This is a genomic window from Paraburkholderia ribeironis (genome assembly GCF_900019265.1).
Lineage (GTDB): Bacteria > Pseudomonadota > Gammaproteobacteria > Burkholderiales > Burkholderiaceae > Paraburkholderia > Paraburkholderia ribeironis.
In genome coordinates, this window is the sequence record NZ_CYGX02000071.1 from 85,568 (window position 1) to 102,613 (window position 17,046).

Genomic DNA, 17,046 nt, shown 5'->3' on the forward strand with positions numbered 1-17,046 from the left:
GGAAACGCGGATCGAGCGGGTCTGCGTAGAGTCCGGCGCGCCGCGGTTGCGCGCGGCTGATGGGTATGGGCGGGAGGTGGCGGCCTTTTCAACGGGCGATCCGTGGCTTTCTGGCTACGGAGCCGAGGGGGCGCTGAGCAGGCTCGCGGCCTGCACGCAAGGCGCGCCCACGCCGATCCGTGATTGCGGTGTGACGCCGGAGTGCCTGTTTTTCAAGGAAATAATTCCCTGCTGCCCACCTTGTCGTCCGAAAAACGGGCGCGGATTCGTTACAATGCGAAGCTGCGCTCGCTCGCCGCCGTCCGGCACCTGTTTCGCGTTTTGCGTCAAATGCGTCAGGCTGGGCCGCCCGCGCTCGAAGCCGCCCTCTTTTCACTACTGCTGCCCACCCATCATGTCTCTGTTCTCCGCCGTCGAACTTGCTCCCCGCGACCCGATTCTGGGCCTGAACGAAGCTTTCAACGCCGATACGCGCGCCACCAAGGTCAACCTTGGCGTTGGCGTTTACTTCAATGAAGAAGGCAAGATTCCGCTGCTGCGCGCCGTGCGCGACGCTGAAAAGGCGCGCGTCGAAGCCGCGCTGCCGCGCGGCTATCTGCCGATCGAAGGCATCGCCGCTTACGATGCCGCCGTGCAGAAGCTGCTGCTCGGCAACGACTCGCCGCTGATCGCAGCGGGCCGCGTCGTCACGGCACAGGCACTGGGCGGCACGGGCGCGCTGAAGATCGGCGCGGACTTCCTGAAGCGCGTGAACCCGAACAGCAAGGTCGCGATCAGCGACCCGAGCTGGGAAAACCACCGTGCGCTGTTCGAAGGCGCGGGCTTCGTGGTCGAGTCGTACCCGTACTACGACGCGCACACGCACGGCGTGAACTTCGACGGCATGTTGAATGCGCTGAACAGCTACGCCGCGGGCACGATCGTCGTGCTGCACGCGTGCTGCCACAACCCGACCGGCGTGGACCTCAGCGTCGAACAATGGAAGCAGGTGGTCGAAGTCGTCAAGGCGCGCAACCTGGTGCCGTTTCTCGACATCGCCTATCAGGGTTTCGGCGACAACATCGAAGCGGACGCGGCCGCCGTGCGCCTGTTCGCGGCGTCGGAACTGAACGTGTTCATCTCGTCGTCGTTCTCGAAGTCGTTCTCGTTGTACGGCGAGCGCATCGGCGCGCTGTCGATCCTCACTGCAAGCAAGGACGAAGCTGCACGCGTGCTGTCGCAACTGAAGCGCGTGATCCGCACGAACTACTCGAATCCGCCGACGCACGGTGGCTCGGTGGTCGCCGCGGTGCTCGCGTCGCCCGCACTGCGCACCACGTGGGAAACCGAACTGGCCGAAATGCGCGACCGTATCCGCGCGATGCGCAATGGCCTCGTCGAGCGGCTGAAGGCAAGCGGCGCGGATCGCGACTTCAGCTTCGTGAACGCACAACGCGGCATGTTCTCGTACTCGGGCCTGACGGCTTCGCAAGTGGACCGTCTGCGCGAAGAATTCGGCATCTACGCCGTGAGCACGGGCCGCATCTGCGTGGCCGCGCTGAATACGCGCAACCTCGACGTCGTGGCTAACGCGATCGCTCACGTGTTGAAGTAATGCAATTCGACGCGCGGGCGTTCGGCTCGCGCGCTCTGCTGGCACTGCTCGTAAAAACGGCGCCCTTTTCAGAAAGGGCGCCGTTTTTTTATTGACCGGGTGTGCGGGCCTTTCAGCGCGAATCCCGATGAATATCGTGCGTGACGAAACCCGCGTCGTTGTCGGGCATGTCGAGCCAGCCGGGTTGCTCGAGCGAATGGCGAATGTCCTCCAGCCCGCTTTGCCAGTGCTCGCGCATGGTCGACAGGCCGAACTGGAAGTCCTTGTAGTGCCCTTCGTATTCCTTGTGCCGGTGGATCAGATGGACCACGTTGTAGCGCTTCGAACACGCAAGGTCCTCGGCCAGCTTGCACCACGGATCTTCGCGCTGATCGGACGGCACGCGCTCCAGCACCTCGCGCAGCACATGCCGGAAACGCTGCGAGCGTTGCAGCATGTCCGTCACGAGACGCGTGCGGCTCGAATACTGAATGTCCTTCATGCGCCCCTGCACGTCGGTCAGGTTGTCCGGCACCGGCCCGATTGCGCTCCACAGATCGACCTGGAACGCGAGCGTGTCGCGACGCGGCGTGGTCTGGATCACCTCGTAGAGCGGCGTGTTCGACATCAGCCCGCCGTCCCAGTAATACTGGCCGTCGATCTCGACTGCCGCGAAGCCTGGTGGCAATGCACCTGAGGCCATGAAGTGCTCGGGCCTCAGCGTGGTGTGCGTGTTATCGAAGTACGCAAAATTGCCCGTACCGCAATTGACCGCCCCCACCGACACACGAATTTCGCCCGAATTGATCCGGTCGAAATCGCAGAGTGCTTCGAGCGTGGCCTTCAGCGGCGTGGTGTCGTAGTAGCTGGCCATTTGCGGCGGCCCGGACACCGTAGGCAACGGTGGCGGGAAACGCGGCACGAAAAAGCCCTTTTGCCCTTCGACGACCGCGCTCATCGCCTGGCTTGCCGTAAAGGCTTTGCGCACGGCTTCGCTGGAATTGAAGAACGCGCGCTCGACGAAAGCCGGCAACTGCGGCCCGAACGCCGGCTGGCAAATCGTTTCCCAGAACTGCAGCAGCCGTTCGACCCGCTTGCCCGGCGGATTGCCGGCAATCACCGCCGTGTTCAACGCGCCGATCGAAATACCGGCCAGCCAGTTGGGCTCGATGCCGGCTTCGTGAAGCCCCTGAAAGACACCGGCCTGATAGGCGCCCAATGCACCGCCACCTTGCAGCATCAGCGCGACGGTTTCGTAATTGGGCAAATCGACGCGCCGGCCAAGACGCGCGCCGGCGGCCGGGCCGGCGCCTTCGCCGTCTCCATCGCCAGGCGCACGCATGCGCGCCCGCTTCATACTGCGTTGCGCCATGCGCACCTCCTTATTGCATATACCAGCCGTGACTCACAATAAAGGACTGGCCGGTCAGGGCCGCCGTCGGGAAGGTGGACAGGAACAGCACTGTCTGCGCGACATCTTCCACGGTGGTGAAAATGCCATCGACCGTGCCTCCCAACATCACGCGCTTGATCACGTCGGCCTCGCTGATGCCGAGTTCCTTGGCCTGCTCCGGAATCTGCTTGTCGACGAGCGGGGTACGCACGAAGCCCGGACACACCACATGCGAGCGCACGTTGTGCTTCGCGCCTTCCTTGGCCAGCACGCGCGCGAGCCCCAGCAACGCATGCTTGGCCGCCACGTAGGCGGACTTCAGCGGCGACGCTTCGTGCGAATGAACCGAACCCATGTAGATCACGATGCCGCCGCGGTCATCCTTGTACATGTGCTTGAGTGCGGCCTTGGTGGTGAGGAACGCACCGTCCACGTGGATCGCCTGCATCTTCTTCCAGTCCGAGAACGAGTAGTTTTCGATCGGATTGACGATCTGAATGCCGGCGTTGGAAATGAGAATATCGATCGAGCCGAGCTCGGCGGCGACCTTGTCGATGCCCTGATTGACGGCCTCTTCGCTCGTGACGTCCATTGCCACGCCGATGGCCTTGCCGCCGCCTTTCGTGATTTCTTCAGCGACGGCGTTCGCGCCGTCCTGGTTCAGATCGGCGATCGCGACCGCTGCGCCAGCCGCGGAAAGGGTCAGTGCAATCTGCTTGCCGATGCCGCTTGCGGCGCCAGTAACTACGGCGACCTTGCCGTTCAGATTCGAGTTCAGAGACGACATCCGGAACCTCCATGCAGTTGATGAACAATGAGACCATGAGCCGCGAGCGGCGTGAAGTCGGCCAAACGGCATAGACCGTTCGGCCGGATGCTGCATTGCGGCCAACGCTGCTATTGTGCATGAACCCTGAGAACACCAGAGGTAAAACGCACATCGGACCGTATCTCTTTAAACTGGTTGTTTTCGACGCAATTCCCGCGGCATCACCAACAAGGAGAAATGCATGAACTATCGACGTCTGGGCCGCTCCGGCCTGCAAGTCAGCGAACTGTCCATCGGCTCGTGGGTCACCTATGGCAATCAGGTGGATCATCGCGCGGCGCGCGAATCGCTTGCAGCCGCGCACGATGCGGGTGTCAATTTCTTCGATAACGCCGAGGTCTACGCTGGCGGAAAATCCGAAGAAATCATGGGCCACGCCTTGAAGGAACTGGCGTGGCCGCGCGTGAGCTACGTGGTATCGACGAAATTCTTCTGGGGCCTCACACAAGCGCCGAATCAGTACCACACGCTGAACCGCAAATATCTGCTGAACGCTCTGGACGGTTCGCTCAAGCGCCTGCAGCTCGACTATGTCGACCTGGTGTTCTGCCATCGCCCCGATCCAAACACGCCGGTCGAAGAGACCGTCTGGGCGATGAGCGACATGATCACACGCGGCAAGGCGCTGTACTGGGGCACCTCCGAATGGAGCGCCGATGAAATTCGCGCTGCCTATGAAATTGCCGAGCGGCACCATCTGCACAAGCCGGTCATGGAGCAGCCACAGTACAACCTGTTCCACCGCAATCGCGTCGAGCAGGAGTACAAGCGGCTTTACGAAGATATCGGTCTCGGGCTGACCACGTGGAGCCCGCTCGCATCCGGGCTGCTCACCGGCAAGTACCGCGACGGCGTGCCTGCCGGTAGCCGCGCGCAGTTGCAAGGCTACGACTGGCTGCGCAAGGAAGTCACCGACCCAGCCCGGAACGACGTAGTCGGCAAGCTCGGCGCGCTGGCCGACGAGTTGGGCTGCACGATCGGTCAGCTCGCGATCGCGTGGATTCTGAAGAATCCGAACGTCAGCACGGTGATTACGGGCGCGTCGCGGGTCGAACAGATCGGCGAGAACATGAAATCCGCCGACGTCGCGGCGCAAATCACCCCAGAGATCAAGGAGCGGATCGAGGAACTCATCGGCGACGCCCACGAGTAACGCGAAGTCGGGCGCGCAGCGCACCGCACAGCCGCGACAGCAGCAGCGCGTCGTGCCACGCGCGGAACTGACCGCGAAGCGCGGCGCGGCGCAGCGCAGCGTCGCGTACAATACGCGACCGCGCCGCGCTTCGGCGCTGTTGCCCGTCGTGCCGCCGCATTGCACCCGCACCGCCGGATCCACCTTGGACCGGCATGCCCTCTTTCAGCGTTTCCTCATCATGCTCAGTTACCGCCACGCCTTTCATGCAGGCAATCACGCCGACGTTCTGAAACACGCCGTCGTGTTGCAGCTATTGCGCTACCTCGGCCAGAAGGACAAAGCCTACTGGTATATCGACACGCATGCGGGCGCCGGCGTTTATTCGCTGAAGGAAGGCTACGCGACCAAGACCGGCGAGTTCCAGACCGGCATCGCCAGACTGTGGGAACGCAACGATCTGCCGCCGCTCTTCGCCGACTACGTCGAGGAAGTGAGCGCGCTCAATCCGGATGGCCAGTTGCGCTTCTATCCCGGCTCGCCGTATATCGCGTGGCGGCAGTTGCGCGAACAGGACCGCATGCGTCTGTTCGAGCTGCATACCACCGAGATCGACGTACTGCGTCACAATTTCCGCGACGCAGGCCGTCGCGCGATGCTTTACGCCGGCGACGGCTTCGACGGCATCATCGCGTTGCTGCCGCCGGCGCCGCGCCGCGCGCTGGTGCTGCTCGATCCGTCGTACGAAGACAAGCGCGACTATTCGCGCACACTGCGCTGCGTCGAAGAGAGCCTGAAGCGTTTTCCGACCGGTACTTACGCGGTCTGGTACCCGCAGGTGAAACGCCCTGAATCGCAGCGTTTTCCCGAGCAGTTGAAAAAGCTGCAGGAGCGTGACTGGCTTCACGTGAGCCTGACGGTCAGCAATCCGCCCGAGGACGGCTTTGGGCTCTACGGCAGCGGCATGTTTATTCTGAACCCGCCTTATACGCTGGCGAAAATGCTCAAGGAGCAGATGCCCTGGCTGGTCAAAGCGCTCGGCGAAGACCGGGCCGCCGAGTTCAAGGTGGAATATCGCGGCGACTGAGTCCCGGTGCTCCTGTTGCGAGCTGGAGGTTTGCGGCTGCATCTGTCGCGGCGTGCAGGCCTGGTTCGAGAGTCACGCGCGCCCCGGCGCGAACCGGCATCGCGCGCAACAGCAAGCAACGCCCGTCCGGCTATTTCAATTGCGCCGCGGCTTTAAGGGCAAAGTCGTTGGTATAGGTTGCGTTCAGGTCGATCTTTTTCGGATCGAGCCGGTTGTCGAACGACGCCAGCGCACGTAGCGCAGTCGCCGGGCCGTCCGCGGGCATCAAGCCATCCGGCGAATAGGCGTCGCGCACGTTGTGGAAGGCTTCGACATAGAGCGTCGGGTCGTTGAGCAGATAGGCGGGCGGCACCATCTTCAGCAGATCGGCGTCGCTCGCGGTCTGCAACCAGTGGTTCGCTCGCACGATCGCATTAGTGAGCGCCTGCGTCGTCTTCGGATTCTTCTCGATGAAACTCTCCGACGCATAGAGCGTCGCCGCGGGCATCGTTCCGCCGAACACTTCCTGCGTGCCCTTCACCGTACGAGTATCGACCAGCACCTTGATCGCGCCGCTACGCGTCAGTTTGGTCATCATCGGATCGACGTTGGAGAGCGCATCGATCTGCCGGCTGCCCACGGCTGCCAGCACCGTCGCGCCGCTGCCTATGCCGATCGCCGAAATCTCGCTGCGCTGCACGCCGGCCTTGCGCAAGGCCACGGTGAGCACGAGATCCGTCGACGAACCCGGCGCGCTCACGCCAACCTTCGCGCCCTTGAAATCCGCCAGCGACTTGATCCGATCGGCCTTCGACTTCAGCACCGCGACGACGATCTGCGGCGCGCGGCCCATCAGCACGAACGCCCGGTAGTGCTGCCCTTTTGCCTGCATGAACAGCGTGTGCTCGAACGCACCCGCGCCCACGTCGGCACTGCCTCCCACCACCGCTTCCAACGCCTTCGACCCGCCCGCGAAATCTTCCAGCGTAACCTCGAGGCCTTCGTCCTTGAAGTAGCCCAGTTGCTGCGCAGCAAGTACCGGCAAATAGTAAAGGCCGGGCAAGCCGCCGACGGCCATCGTCAGCGCGGGTTTTTCTGGTGTGTCTTTGGCGAGCGCGACGCCCGGTAGGACGACAAGCGCGAGCAGCATCACGCAGGCGCTCGTGGCACGCTGCATCCAGTGAGTGGACATGTCGATGTCTCCGTGTTCTGTTTTTCGTTCGACGCGGTCACGCTGCGCGAGATGTGTCGCTCGAGCCGTTGGCGGGAGACCGCGGAACGATTGTCGTCGGACGGTTTCGCCCGCGCCATGCGCCCAAACCCCAATGACGGGCGGCGACCGCCGCGCCTGAGCCGGAGCATGAGGCGAGCGCATGCGCGGGCAACGCCGCCCGACAGAGCGTTTGGCGGGCGGCGAAGCGTCAACACAGAGGCAACAGAACTGCCGGGAAGGCTTGCCCCCAGACTTTCATTGCGAGCGAGGCAGCGCACGAGGCTGGGGGCGCGGCGGCACGCCACCCCCCACGGGCAACTGGATATAAGGCGCCACGACCATGGGTGCCGACGAATCCGGCGCCAGTTCGATGGGCGCTGCAATCGGCTGCGCATCGACGATTGGTTGCGGCGAAGGCGGCGCACTCAACAGCAAGGTGCCGCTCTGGCCATTGATGATGCCACCCTGCGAGTCGATGATCACCGGCCTGCGGGCGCCGTCCGACACGGCGAACGCGGTCGGCGCGGCGAGGATCGTCGTCAGCGAGGCGGCAAGCGCGACGATCAGGATGCGTTTGGACGAATGGACGGAGGGCATAGGCGGACCGGTTGGTTTGAGATTGCCGGATTGCGCGAAGAACGCTTTACCTTACCTCGGTGTTGGCCCCTTAGGCTAGTCGCGATTCGCCACCAATAGCGTTCAGACGCCGTTCGCTCGGAAATTGCGTGGCCCAGACGTGACAAAGCCCCGCATTGACGGGGCTCAACACTGTACTGCAATGGCCGCGCAACGAACGCCGCCGCGTCGCACTCGACGCACTCGACGCCGATGAAACTTACAGCGAGTAGCCGCCGGTTTCGAGCGAGCGGATGCGCTGTTCAAGCTGAACGATATCCGACGACGACGCCAGGTAGGCTTCACGACGGTTACGTTCCGCGGTTTCAAACCAGGTGCTCAGCTTTTCAAGAAGGTATGCAAACATGATGTTCTCCAAGGATCAGATTGAATCCCCGGTGGATTGGGCATCAGGGATTTCCCTTAAAAGGGTTAACCCGCATTATAACCCTGTGGTGCAACCTGGCTAGTGAAATGCCCGCATGATGTGCATTCCGATTTGGAATGGTGCACGCTGATAGTGCACGCGAACCGTTGATTTGACTGGGTTCGAAACGAATTTTTAGCGTTGGGCATTAATGCCCTTAATTTTTAGCACCTTTGTGGTGCATTTCGCCATCGGGTCCCGACGAAGCCCTCCTTCGAGTTGCACCATCGCCCATGCCACCATCAAGCGAACCGCAATCTTTCCTGGAAACAGGATCGGTGTCGGCAAGGCGTTCGATGATCGGACAATCGGGACGGTCGTCACCATGGCAGTGGTTGGCCAGATGCACGAGCGTATCGCGCATATCGGTGAGCTCGGCGATACGGCGATCGAGCTCCGCGACATGTTCCAGCGCGATCTGCTTCACTTCGGCGCTGGCGCGCGAGCGATCGTGCCATAGCGCCAGCAGTCGGCGAATGTCTTCGACCAGAAAACCGAGCCGCCGCGCCTGCCGGATAAAGCGCAGCGAATGAACTTCCTGCGAACCGTATACGCGATAGCCGGCGCTCGTGCGCGCCTTTGCCATCAGCAGGCCAACGCTCTCGTAGTAGCGAATCATCTTCGCCGTGACGCCCGACGTGCGGGCCGCTTCACCGATATTCATCACTGTTTCCCCAAGATATGGGGCGATCGTACACCTTCCCACAGTGGGAAGGTCAGCCACCCAGGTACGGATCGGCAGGCATAATCCGACTTACCGCAACGTTGATTTTTCCAGGGCAATTCCGATGACAATCGAACTCAAGGTAGAAGGCATGAGCTGCCAGCATTGTGTCGCCGCAGTCACGAACGCCATTCGTGAACACGATGCAGCCGCGCAAGTTCAGGTGGATCTCTCATCCGGCCGGGTGGTGGTCGAATCGATGCAACCGCTCGACGCGCTGAAGGCCGCGATCGACGAAGCCGGCTACACGGTCACCGCCGTCGCCAGCGCACCGGCGACCGGTGGCGCAGCCCATTAGGCGAACTCGCATCATGTTCAAAGTTGCCGTGATTGGCGCCTCAGGGCTGCTCGGCCGTGCGCTCGTCGACGAACTGGCGCAGCAGACCGGTTGGCGGGTGGTTGGCACCGCGTTCAGCCGGCCGTCGGCGCATACCGTCTCACTGGATATTCGCGACGCGCAGGCAGTCGAGCAGTTTGTCGAACGTGAAGCGCCGGATGCGCTCGTGATTGCCGCGGCGGAGCGTCGGCCGGATGTGTGCGAGCACGATCCGGCACTGGCCCGCGCGCTGAATGTCGACGCGGTGCGCACCCTGGCCACGGCAGCCAGCCGGCGCGGCGCATGGACACTGTCGATCTCCACCGACTACGTGTTCGACGGCACTCACCCGCCCTACCGGCACGACGCCGTGCCCGCGCCGCTCAACGCCTACGGGAGGAGCAAGCTCGACGGCGAGCGCGCGCTGGCCGAGACGACCGACCTCGGTTGCGTGCTGCGTTTGCCACTGCTGTATGGGCCGATCGTCAGCTGGTCGGAGTCGGCGGTGACGAGTCTCGTGCCGGCGATTGCGGCATCGGCGTCGTCGAATGGCAAGGCCGCCGTGATGGACGCGTGGGCGATCCGCTACCCGACCTTCACTCCTGACGTCGCGTTGGTGATCCGGCAAATGCTCGAACGGCATGCGCGCAACGAAACGATCCGCGGCATCGTGCAATGGTCGGGCGACGAGCCGATGACCAAGTACGAGATCGCGGTGCGCATTGCCGAAGCCTTACGGCTCGATGCGCACCTGACGCCGCAATCCACCCCGGCCGATGCGACACCGCGCCCGCATAACTGTTATCTGGCATCCAGCCAGCTCGAAGCGCTCGGGATCGGCCGCCGCACACCGTTCGACACGGCGATCCGACAGGTGCTCGCAGCGTTTGCGTGGCGAGGCGACACGCCTGTCTGACGTTGGCGCATATGCGTTTGCTATGCGTTTGCTATGCGTTTGCTATGCGCTTGATATGCGCTTGATATGCGTTCAGGCTGGACACGACCAGCCGGCCTCGATGAGCGTCAATGAAAATCGCGGCTCGCCGTGGCCAGTTCGCCGAGCCATTCGCTGTGATCCTCGAGGCGTTGGGCAACGAGATGGATCACTTCGCCTCTGTGTTTCCGGCTTCCCCGGCCTGCGCTGTTTGCATTCCCCGCAGGGCCGGCAGGGCCGGCCATGTCGCCGGTAGCAACGCCGTCGTCGCGTTGCAAGACGCCGTACACCGCCAGCAATGATGAACCCAACAACACCTTGCGCTGTTTTTCCACTAGCGACGGCCAGACGATCACATTGATCGAACCGGTTTCGTCTTCGATGGAAACGAACACAGTGCCGTTTGCCGTGCCTGGCCGCTGCCGCACGGTGACGATGCCGCATGCGCGCGCCAGCGTGCCGTGCTGACACGCGGCAAGCTCGGCCGCCGTGCGAAAACGCTGTTGCGCGAGGCGCGTACGCAGCAGTGCGAGCGGATGACGATTGAGCGTGAGGCCGATGCTCGCGTAGTCGTCGACGATCTCGCGGCTTTCGGCTGCCGGCGGCAAGCTCAGCGGCGCTTCGACGATCGGCGCATCACGCAGCAGCTTCGGCACGCTGTGTTGCGCAGTCACCGCCCACCACGCTTCACGCCGATGGCCGGCGATGCTGGCCAGCGCGTTCGCTGCGGCAAGCGCTTCGAGATCGCGCCGCGTCAATGCCGCGCGGCGCGCCAGATCGTCGACATCGGTAAACGGCGCGTCGTTGCGGGCGGCGATGATGCGTTCGACGGCTCCTTGCGCGAGCCCCTTGATCAGATGCATGCCGATGCGCACCGCGGGGCCGCGCGAACCATACGTATTCGACGGTTGAAACACGCGTGCAGTCAATCGTTGCGCTGCGCGCCGGATCGTTCTGCTCACCGTCAGGCGCCGCAGCGACAGATCGCGCAATTGCTGTGCGGATAATATGGTGTACTGATGATGCAGACAGGTCTCGGCCGATGAAATCCGCCGCCCTTCTTCATTGCGTCGTTCGAGAGTCGACTCCCAATCGCTCAGAGTCACGTCCGGCGGCAAGACCTTGACGCCGTGACGCCTTGCATCCTGCACGAGTTGCGACGGCGAATAAAATCCCAACGGCTGGCTGTTCAGCAAACCCGCCAGAAAAGCAGCCGGCTCATAGCGCTTCAACCACGCGCTGAGATAGACGAGCAACGCGAAGCTCGCTGCATGGCTCTCCGGAAAACCATATTCGCCGAAGCCTTCGATCTGTTTGCAGATGCGGTCGATAAACTCCTGCTCATAGCCGCGCCTGAGCATGCGATCGTTCAAATCCTTCTGATACTTCGCGAGGTTGCCGCTGCGCCGCCATGCGGCCATCGCACGCCGCAACTGATCGGCCTGCTCACCGGTATATTCCGCCGCAACCATCGCCAGGTGCATGACCTGCTCCTGGAAAATCGGCACGCCGAGCGTACGTTCGAGTACCGGCCGCAATTCGTCCTTGGCGTAATCGACTGGTTCGAGATTCTGCTTGCGGCGCAGATAAGGATGCACCATGCCGCCTTGAATCGGCCCGGGCCGTACGATCGCCACTTCGATCACGAGATCGTAGTACTTGTTCGGCTTCAGACGCGGCAGCATGCTTTGCTGCGCACGCGATTCGATCTGGAACACGCCGATCGTATCGGCATGGCCGCACATCTCGTAGACAGCCCGATCCTCGCGCGGAATATCCTGCACCCTGAACGTCGGGAAACCGCGCCTCAACGCGACGAACTCCAGCGCGCGCCGAATGGCCGACAACATGCCGAGCGCGAGCACGTCGACTTTCAGCAGCTTGAGCGCATCGATATCGTCCTTGTCCCACTCGATCACGCTGCGGTCTTTCATGCTCGCGTTCTCGATCGGCACGAGCCGCGACAGCTTGTCTTTCGCAATCACGAAGCCACCGACGTGTTGCGACAGGTGACGCGGGAAATTGCGCAACTCTTTGGTCAGGCGAATCAGATTTTGCGTGATGTGCGAGTTGGCGTCGAAGCCCGCTTCGGCCAGATAGCCGGCGACAGCATCCGTGCCGTCCCACCACTGTTGCGACTTGCTGATCCGCTCGATCAACGAGGCCTCGAGACCCAGCGCCTTGCCGACGTCTTTCAGCGCACTGCGCGAGCGATACGTGATGAGCGACGCAGTGAGCGCCGCACGATGACGGCCATACCTGGCGTAGATATATTGAATCACCTCTTCGCGTCGCTGATGCTCGAAGTCGACGTCGATATCGGGCGGTTCATTGCGGGCGCGCGAAATGAATCGCTCGATCAGCATGTTCATGTGCACCGGATCGATTTCCGTCACATGCAGGCAGTAGCACACGACCGAATTCGCCGCCGAACCTCGCCCCTGACACAGGATGTTTCTGGAGCGCGCGAAGCGCACGATATCGTGCACCGTCAGAAAATACTTTTCGTATTTCAGCTCGGCGATCAGCCCCAACTCTTTCTCGATCTGATCGATTCGCTTCAGGTCCATGCCGCGCGGCCAGCGCTCGGTCGCCCCGGCCATCACCAGCTTGCGCAGATAGCTCGACGGCGACTCGCCGGTGGGCACCAGTTCTTCGGGATATTCGTACTTGAGTTCGTCGAGCGAGAAGCGGCATAGCGCGGCGATCCGCAGCGTCTCTTCGAGCGTATCGCGCGGATAGAGTTTGCTGAGCCGTACGCGCGTGCGCATGTGCCGTTCCGCATTCGCTTGCAGCGCGTGGCCGCATGCCGAAAGCGGCGTGCCAAGGCCGATTGCGGTCATGGTGTCCTGCAACGGCTTGCGCGAGCGCGTATGCATCAGCACGCCACCTGCAGCAACCAGCGGCAAGCCGCTCGCTTTTGAAATCATTCGCAACGCGTCGATCTGCAGATCGTCGCTACCGGTCTGCCACAGCTCGAGTGCGAGCCACGACCGCCCTGCCGCGAACGATGCGAGCCAATGTGCGCAACGCAGCGTGTGCGAGAGCGTCGCCGTACGCTGCGGCACGAGCATCAGGACGCAATCGGGCAGTGCCTTCAGATGCGCCAGATGCGGTAGCGAATCGGTGAAGTCCGCAGGGCTGAGACGATAGCTGCCTTTGTCCGCGCGTGATCGCGCCAGCGTGATCAGTTCGCAAAGATTGCCGTAGCCGTTGCGGTCGATGGCCAGCGCAACCAGCGTGCAGAAGGGCTCGCCGGCGTCATCGGTCAGGTTGAGTTCGCTGCCGATGATCAGGTGAGGGATGGGTTTCAGTGCCTCGTCGTCCACGGGATCCTGTGACGAGGCCGTTGTCCCTATGGTGTCTTCCGAAGGCGTTGCTGTTTGCGTGGCTTGCGTGGCTTGCGTGGCTTGCGTGGCTTGCGTGGCTTGCGTGGCTTGCGCATTGTTTTCGCGATCTTTCTGTTGACGCTCCCGTTCCTGCCTGAGTTCTCTCAACGCCGTGTGGGCTCGCACGACGCCCGCCAACGAACATTCATCGGTAATCGCGAGCGCGCTATAGCCGCGCGACATCGCCTGCTCGACGAGTTCATGCGGATGCGAAGCGCCGCGCAGGAATGAGAAATTGGTCAGGCAATGCAGCTCCGCGTATGCGGGCAAGTGAGCCGCAAATGCCTGCTGCGAGAGGAAGGATTGCTGGGACGTCGTCATGATGCTCAGCCGAACAAGCCATGCAAATACCATTCACCGTTCAGACGCTCGCGATACACCCAGAACATGTGGCCACGATCATCGGCCGCGACGTAGTAATCCCGCTCGACACGATTGCCGTCCCACCACCCTGCTTCAATCCGCTCGGTACGCGTGAGCATTTTCAGCGGCCGGCGATAGATCGGTCGCTGGTCGCGCATCATCAGGCGCAGTGGCTGATCGAGCATCCAGACCGGGCGAGGCTGTGAGGGTAATGCGCTGTCGGGTAGATCGAGTGATGCCTGGGCATCGATTGATCGTGGTGCGGATGGGCGGGTTGCTTGTGTTGCTTGTGTTGCTTGTGTTGCTTGCGTTGCTTGCAGCATCGTCGCTTCGCCTGCGCGTTCTTCTTCCGGGGCGGCGTGTCGCAACTCATCGGTTAGCCAGGTTTTATCCGCTTTGACTTTTGCGCGGCTTTTCGCTGGCGCACGCTTCTGGCGTGAAAACGCTTGCGCCTGGTAAGCCTCGACACGCATGGCCCGCTCGGGACGATGATCGTCCTGCAACGACATCTGCAACACATTCTCCGGCCCCAGACGCGCGCTCAAGCGTTCGAGCAGACGCGCAATCGACTCGTCATCTGATTCGGGCATGGGAAACAACGTGTCCAACTGCCCGGCATAGTCGCCAATCTGATCCGCAACCAGCTTCAATTCGATGACCGGCGCAGCCAGCACGGTCTGGTTCAACTTTTCCCGCAACAGCCAGATCAGATGCTCGGCATCACGCGAAGGTATCGCCCACGCGACCTTCAGACTCGATGTCTTCGGCGCATGACGGGACGCCAATTCATGCTCGAGCAGCAGCGTATAACCGCAGAGCGCCGCATGATGCGCGCTCAACCAGCCAGCCAACTGCACAATCAGGCGACGCGCGGCAAACAGCAACGCATCGGCGTTATCGACTCGCGACGGCAATTCCAGTTGTGCATGAAACGACGCCGGCGCACGAAACGATTCACGTGGATCGGCGCGCGTGCCATACGCCTGCGCGAGCAGATCCAGAATGCCGCTGCCGAAACGCCGCACGACGCCCGCCCTTGGCAACCGACGCAAATCGGCAAGCGTGCTGCACCCGACGTGCGCAAACGCATCGCGATACGTCTGTGCCACCGGCAACAACGAAACAGATAAACCATCGAGCACCTGCGCGAGCGAAGTTTCCTTGACCACATGCCAGCGACGTCCCTGCCGACAAGCGCGTACCTGTGCCAATAGCCACGCGCCCCAGGCGGTCGGCGCACAGGCGATGCGCACCGTGTAGCCGAACTCCGCGACCGTGGCCGACACGCGCGACAACAACGTGCGCAAGCCGCCAAACAGCCTCAAGCCGGAGCCGACTTCCAGCAGCAGGGTATGCGTCTCGGCAAGCGACACTTTCGGTGTGTAGGTCAACAACGCAAGCGCTATTGCCTCGAATGCCTGGGTCTCGCGGGTCGCGTCGGCGGCAAGCAACTTCAGACCCGGCGCCAACGCCAATGCATACGAGCGCGAATAACCCGCCTGCACCCCGGCACGCCATGCGTCGAGATCCGGCATCAGAATGTGCGCGTGATCGGCCAATGCATAACCGCTTCGCTCGTCGATGTCTGCGGTAGCTTGAGGCGGCCTTGCATCGCCGCGCGACTCATGCCGATTCGGCTTCGCGGGCGAACCATCCGGAAGCGGCGCGAGTGGCTTCACCGCTTCCAGCGACAAGAGTGGCAAGGTAACCGCGATCCACAACATGTTTGACCTCTGGTCGTTGATGGCTGCCGACTCCGCTTTCCGGCAACAAGACGCCTTGTAAAGGTAGAACGAGGCGAAGAGGTTCGGCTAGCGGCGGTCCGCGGCGCTTGAAGATGTCGATCGACAGACCAATCTCCTGCAACCATTGGCGACGGTTGATCGTCTGCGCATTGGCCGGCAAGAGCGGTTCGCAGATCATTCGCAAGGGCGCTGGTGAAGATTGCGTGGCTGCCTCGACCGGCCGGATCACGAATGCCAGCGATGCCGACTCCTGAGCCGCCACTTGCAAACGCCTGACCTTATCGGCGCGCGCATTCGACAGCCATACCAGAACCGCACCGATACCATCCTGCTTCAATGCCTGAGTGGCGGCCCACAGCGCCTGATCCTCAGATGAGCGCACCCATAAGACCCGCTCGACATCGATACCCCAAGCCATCAGTGCCGCGGCACATGGCTGATAGGGAGGCGCCACGAGCATGACATGTCGCTCGGCCTGCCTGGTAAGCTGACGAAGCGCATGAGCCAGCAAACGCACTTCACCCACTCCGCCATGTTCGATCAGTAATTCCGTCAGACCGCCAGCCGACCAGCCTTGCCCCGGCAACAACCGATCCAGCGCGGCGTAACCACTGGAAATCACTCTCGAATCGGACTCGGCAAGCTCATTGCCCTGCCACACCTGACGCCGCAATTGCGACGACAGCGCGGTCGTCGCAAGCTGAATCGTTGCTGCCATAGACACGCTCTTTGAATTAGGGAATGCTTCGCCCTGCCCGGCATCGGGCAAGCATAAGACGACCAGTTTTACTGTATATTTATACAGTATTTTGAGATGAATGTTAAGGCCGGCGGACGCCGCGCGATGTCTGCAGGCAAAGCTTTAAGGGAAGATAAGGAACGGCTGTTGCAGGACAGGGCTGTTGCATGCGGAGAGAGTTCGGACGCAGGTCGGGGCTATCTGGAGTTGACTGGCTATGCGAACGCGCTGCGGATCGGGAAGGAGTGAGGCGAGGAAGGAATCCAGAGTCATCGGGAGAAGCGGGCAAGCGGCCGGCGCGGAGTATGAGGACGGTGCGGAGGAGAATGGTAAGCGGCCAGCAAACCCGCATTGACGGATTGGTTTAGCCGATGGTCACAGTCGGTTGCCAGCGATAAGGCAGCAATGCCTCTATGTCGGAGGCCCTATGGGTCGGCAGTCGCGTGAGGATGTCCTTCAGATAGGCATGCGGGTCGAGCCCGTTGAGTTGGGCGGAGCGTATCAGGCTCATGATAGCGGCCGCACGTTGGCCAGCGCGCAGCGACCCGGCGAATAACCAGTTGGCACTGCCGATGGCAGGTTCGCGAT

At 62.2% G+C, this 17,046-nt stretch carries 15 protein-coding genes; 5 read left to right on the plus strand and 10 right to left on the minus strand.

Annotated elements, in window-relative coordinates:
- Positions 1–394 precede the first annotated feature (394 nt).
- Complete coding sequence (locus BN2475_RS27760) at positions 395–1,594, plus strand: amino acid aminotransferase (RefSeq protein WP_094782648.1); 1,200 nt, start codon at positions 395–397, stop codon at positions 1,592–1,594.
- A gap of 112 nt (positions 1,595–1,706) precedes the next feature.
- On the opposite strand, the gene BN2475_RS27765 is transcribed toward BN2475_RS27760, so the two are convergent.
- Together BN2475_RS27765 and BN2475_RS27770 are read right to left on the minus strand one after the other, a co-directional pair.
- Positions 1,707–2,945: a DUF3734 domain-containing protein gene (locus BN2475_RS27765; protein WP_094782649.1), complete on the minus strand. Its 1,239-nt coding sequence runs from the start codon at positions 2,943–2,945 to the stop codon at positions 1,707–1,709.
- A 10-nt stretch (positions 2,946–2,955) separates the two neighbouring features.
- On the minus strand, positions 2,956–3,753 hold the full coding sequence (locus BN2475_RS27770) for a 3-hydroxybutyrate dehydrogenase (protein WP_094782650.1): 798 nt from the start codon (positions 3,751–3,753) through the stop codon (positions 2,956–2,958).
- A gap of 223 nt (positions 3,754–3,976) precedes the next feature.
- Here BN2475_RS27770 and BN2475_RS27775 point away from each other — a divergent pair, with 223 nt between their 5' ends.
- Together BN2475_RS27775 and BN2475_RS27780 are read left to right on the plus strand one after the other, a co-directional pair.
- Positions 3,977–4,948 carry a potassium channel beta subunit family protein gene (locus BN2475_RS27775; RefSeq protein ID WP_094782651.1) on the plus strand — a complete coding sequence of 324 codons (972 nt, stop codon included), beginning with the start codon at positions 3,977–3,979 and terminating at the stop codon, positions 4,946–4,948.
- Positions 4,949–5,168: 220 nt separating this feature from the next.
- The gene (locus BN2475_RS27780; RefSeq protein WP_094782666.1) at positions 5,169–6,014 is read left to right on the plus strand and encodes a 23S rRNA (adenine(2030)-N(6))-methyltransferase RlmJ; all 846 of its coding nucleotides are present in this window, start codon (positions 5,169–5,171) and stop codon (positions 6,012–6,014) included.
- A 130-nt stretch (positions 6,015–6,144) separates the two neighbouring features.
- On the opposite strand, the gene BN2475_RS27785 is transcribed toward BN2475_RS27780, so the two are convergent.
- The 4 genes from BN2475_RS27785 to cueR form a co-directional block, all read right to left on the minus strand.
- Entirely contained in the window at positions 6,145–7,185 is a 1,041-nt protein-coding gene (locus BN2475_RS27785) for an ABC transporter substrate-binding protein (protein ID WP_094782652.1), read from the minus strand.
- A 276-nt stretch (positions 7,186–7,461) separates the two neighbouring features.
- Complete coding sequence (locus BN2475_RS27790; RefSeq protein ID WP_094782653.1) at positions 7,462–7,803, minus strand: hypothetical protein; 342 nt, start codon at positions 7,801–7,803, stop codon at positions 7,462–7,464.
- Positions 7,804–8,041: 238 nt separating this feature from the next.
- Positions 8,042–8,188, minus strand: coding sequence for a DUF3563 family protein (locus BN2475_RS27795; RefSeq protein WP_094782667.1), 147 nt, complete (start codon positions 8,186–8,188; stop codon positions 8,042–8,044).
- Positions 8,189–8,405: 217 nt separating this feature from the next.
- Positions 8,406–8,912: a Cu(I)-responsive transcriptional regulator gene (gene cueR, locus BN2475_RS27800; RefSeq protein ID WP_245841637.1), complete on the minus strand. Its 507-nt coding sequence runs from the start codon at positions 8,910–8,912 to the stop codon at positions 8,406–8,408.
- A 124-nt stretch (positions 8,913–9,036) separates the two neighbouring features.
- Here cueR and BN2475_RS27805 point away from each other — a divergent pair, with 124 nt between their 5' ends.
- Together BN2475_RS27805 and BN2475_RS27810 are read left to right on the plus strand one after the other, a co-directional pair.
- Positions 9,037–9,270, plus strand: coding sequence for a heavy-metal-associated domain-containing protein (locus BN2475_RS27805; protein WP_094782654.1), 234 nt, complete (start codon positions 9,037–9,039; stop codon positions 9,268–9,270).
- A gap of 13 nt (positions 9,271–9,283) precedes the next feature.
- Positions 9,284–10,204, plus strand: coding sequence for a dTDP-4-dehydrorhamnose reductase family protein (locus tag BN2475_RS27810; protein WP_094782655.1), 921 nt, complete (start codon positions 9,284–9,286; stop codon positions 10,202–10,204).
- A gap of 107 nt (positions 10,205–10,311) precedes the next feature.
- Here BN2475_RS27810 and BN2475_RS27815 read toward each other — a convergent pair whose 3' ends face one another.
- The 4 genes from BN2475_RS27815 to BN2475_RS27830 form a co-directional block, all read right to left on the minus strand.
- The gene (locus BN2475_RS27815) at positions 10,312–13,932 is read right to left on the minus strand and encodes an error-prone DNA polymerase (RefSeq protein ID WP_094782668.1); all 3,621 of its coding nucleotides are present in this window, start codon (positions 13,930–13,932) and stop codon (positions 10,312–10,314) included.
- Between the two features lie 5 nt (positions 13,933–13,937).
- The gene (locus BN2475_RS27820) at positions 13,938–15,698 is read right to left on the minus strand and encodes a Y-family DNA polymerase (RefSeq protein ID WP_094782656.1); all 1,761 of its coding nucleotides are present in this window, start codon (positions 15,696–15,698) and stop codon (positions 13,938–13,940) included.
- A complete protein-coding gene (gene imuA, locus BN2475_RS27825) occupies positions 15,598–16,437 on the minus strand; it encodes a translesion DNA synthesis-associated protein ImuA (RefSeq protein ID WP_094782657.1) in 840 nt (279 codons plus the stop codon). Before imuA ends, BN2475_RS27820 begins: the two co-directional genes overlap by 101 nt.
- Before the next feature lie 385 nt (positions 16,438–16,822).
- A partial coding sequence (locus BN2475_RS27830) for a transposase domain-containing protein (protein ID WP_143325934.1) occupies positions 16,823–17,046 on the minus strand: 224 nt, incomplete at its 5' end.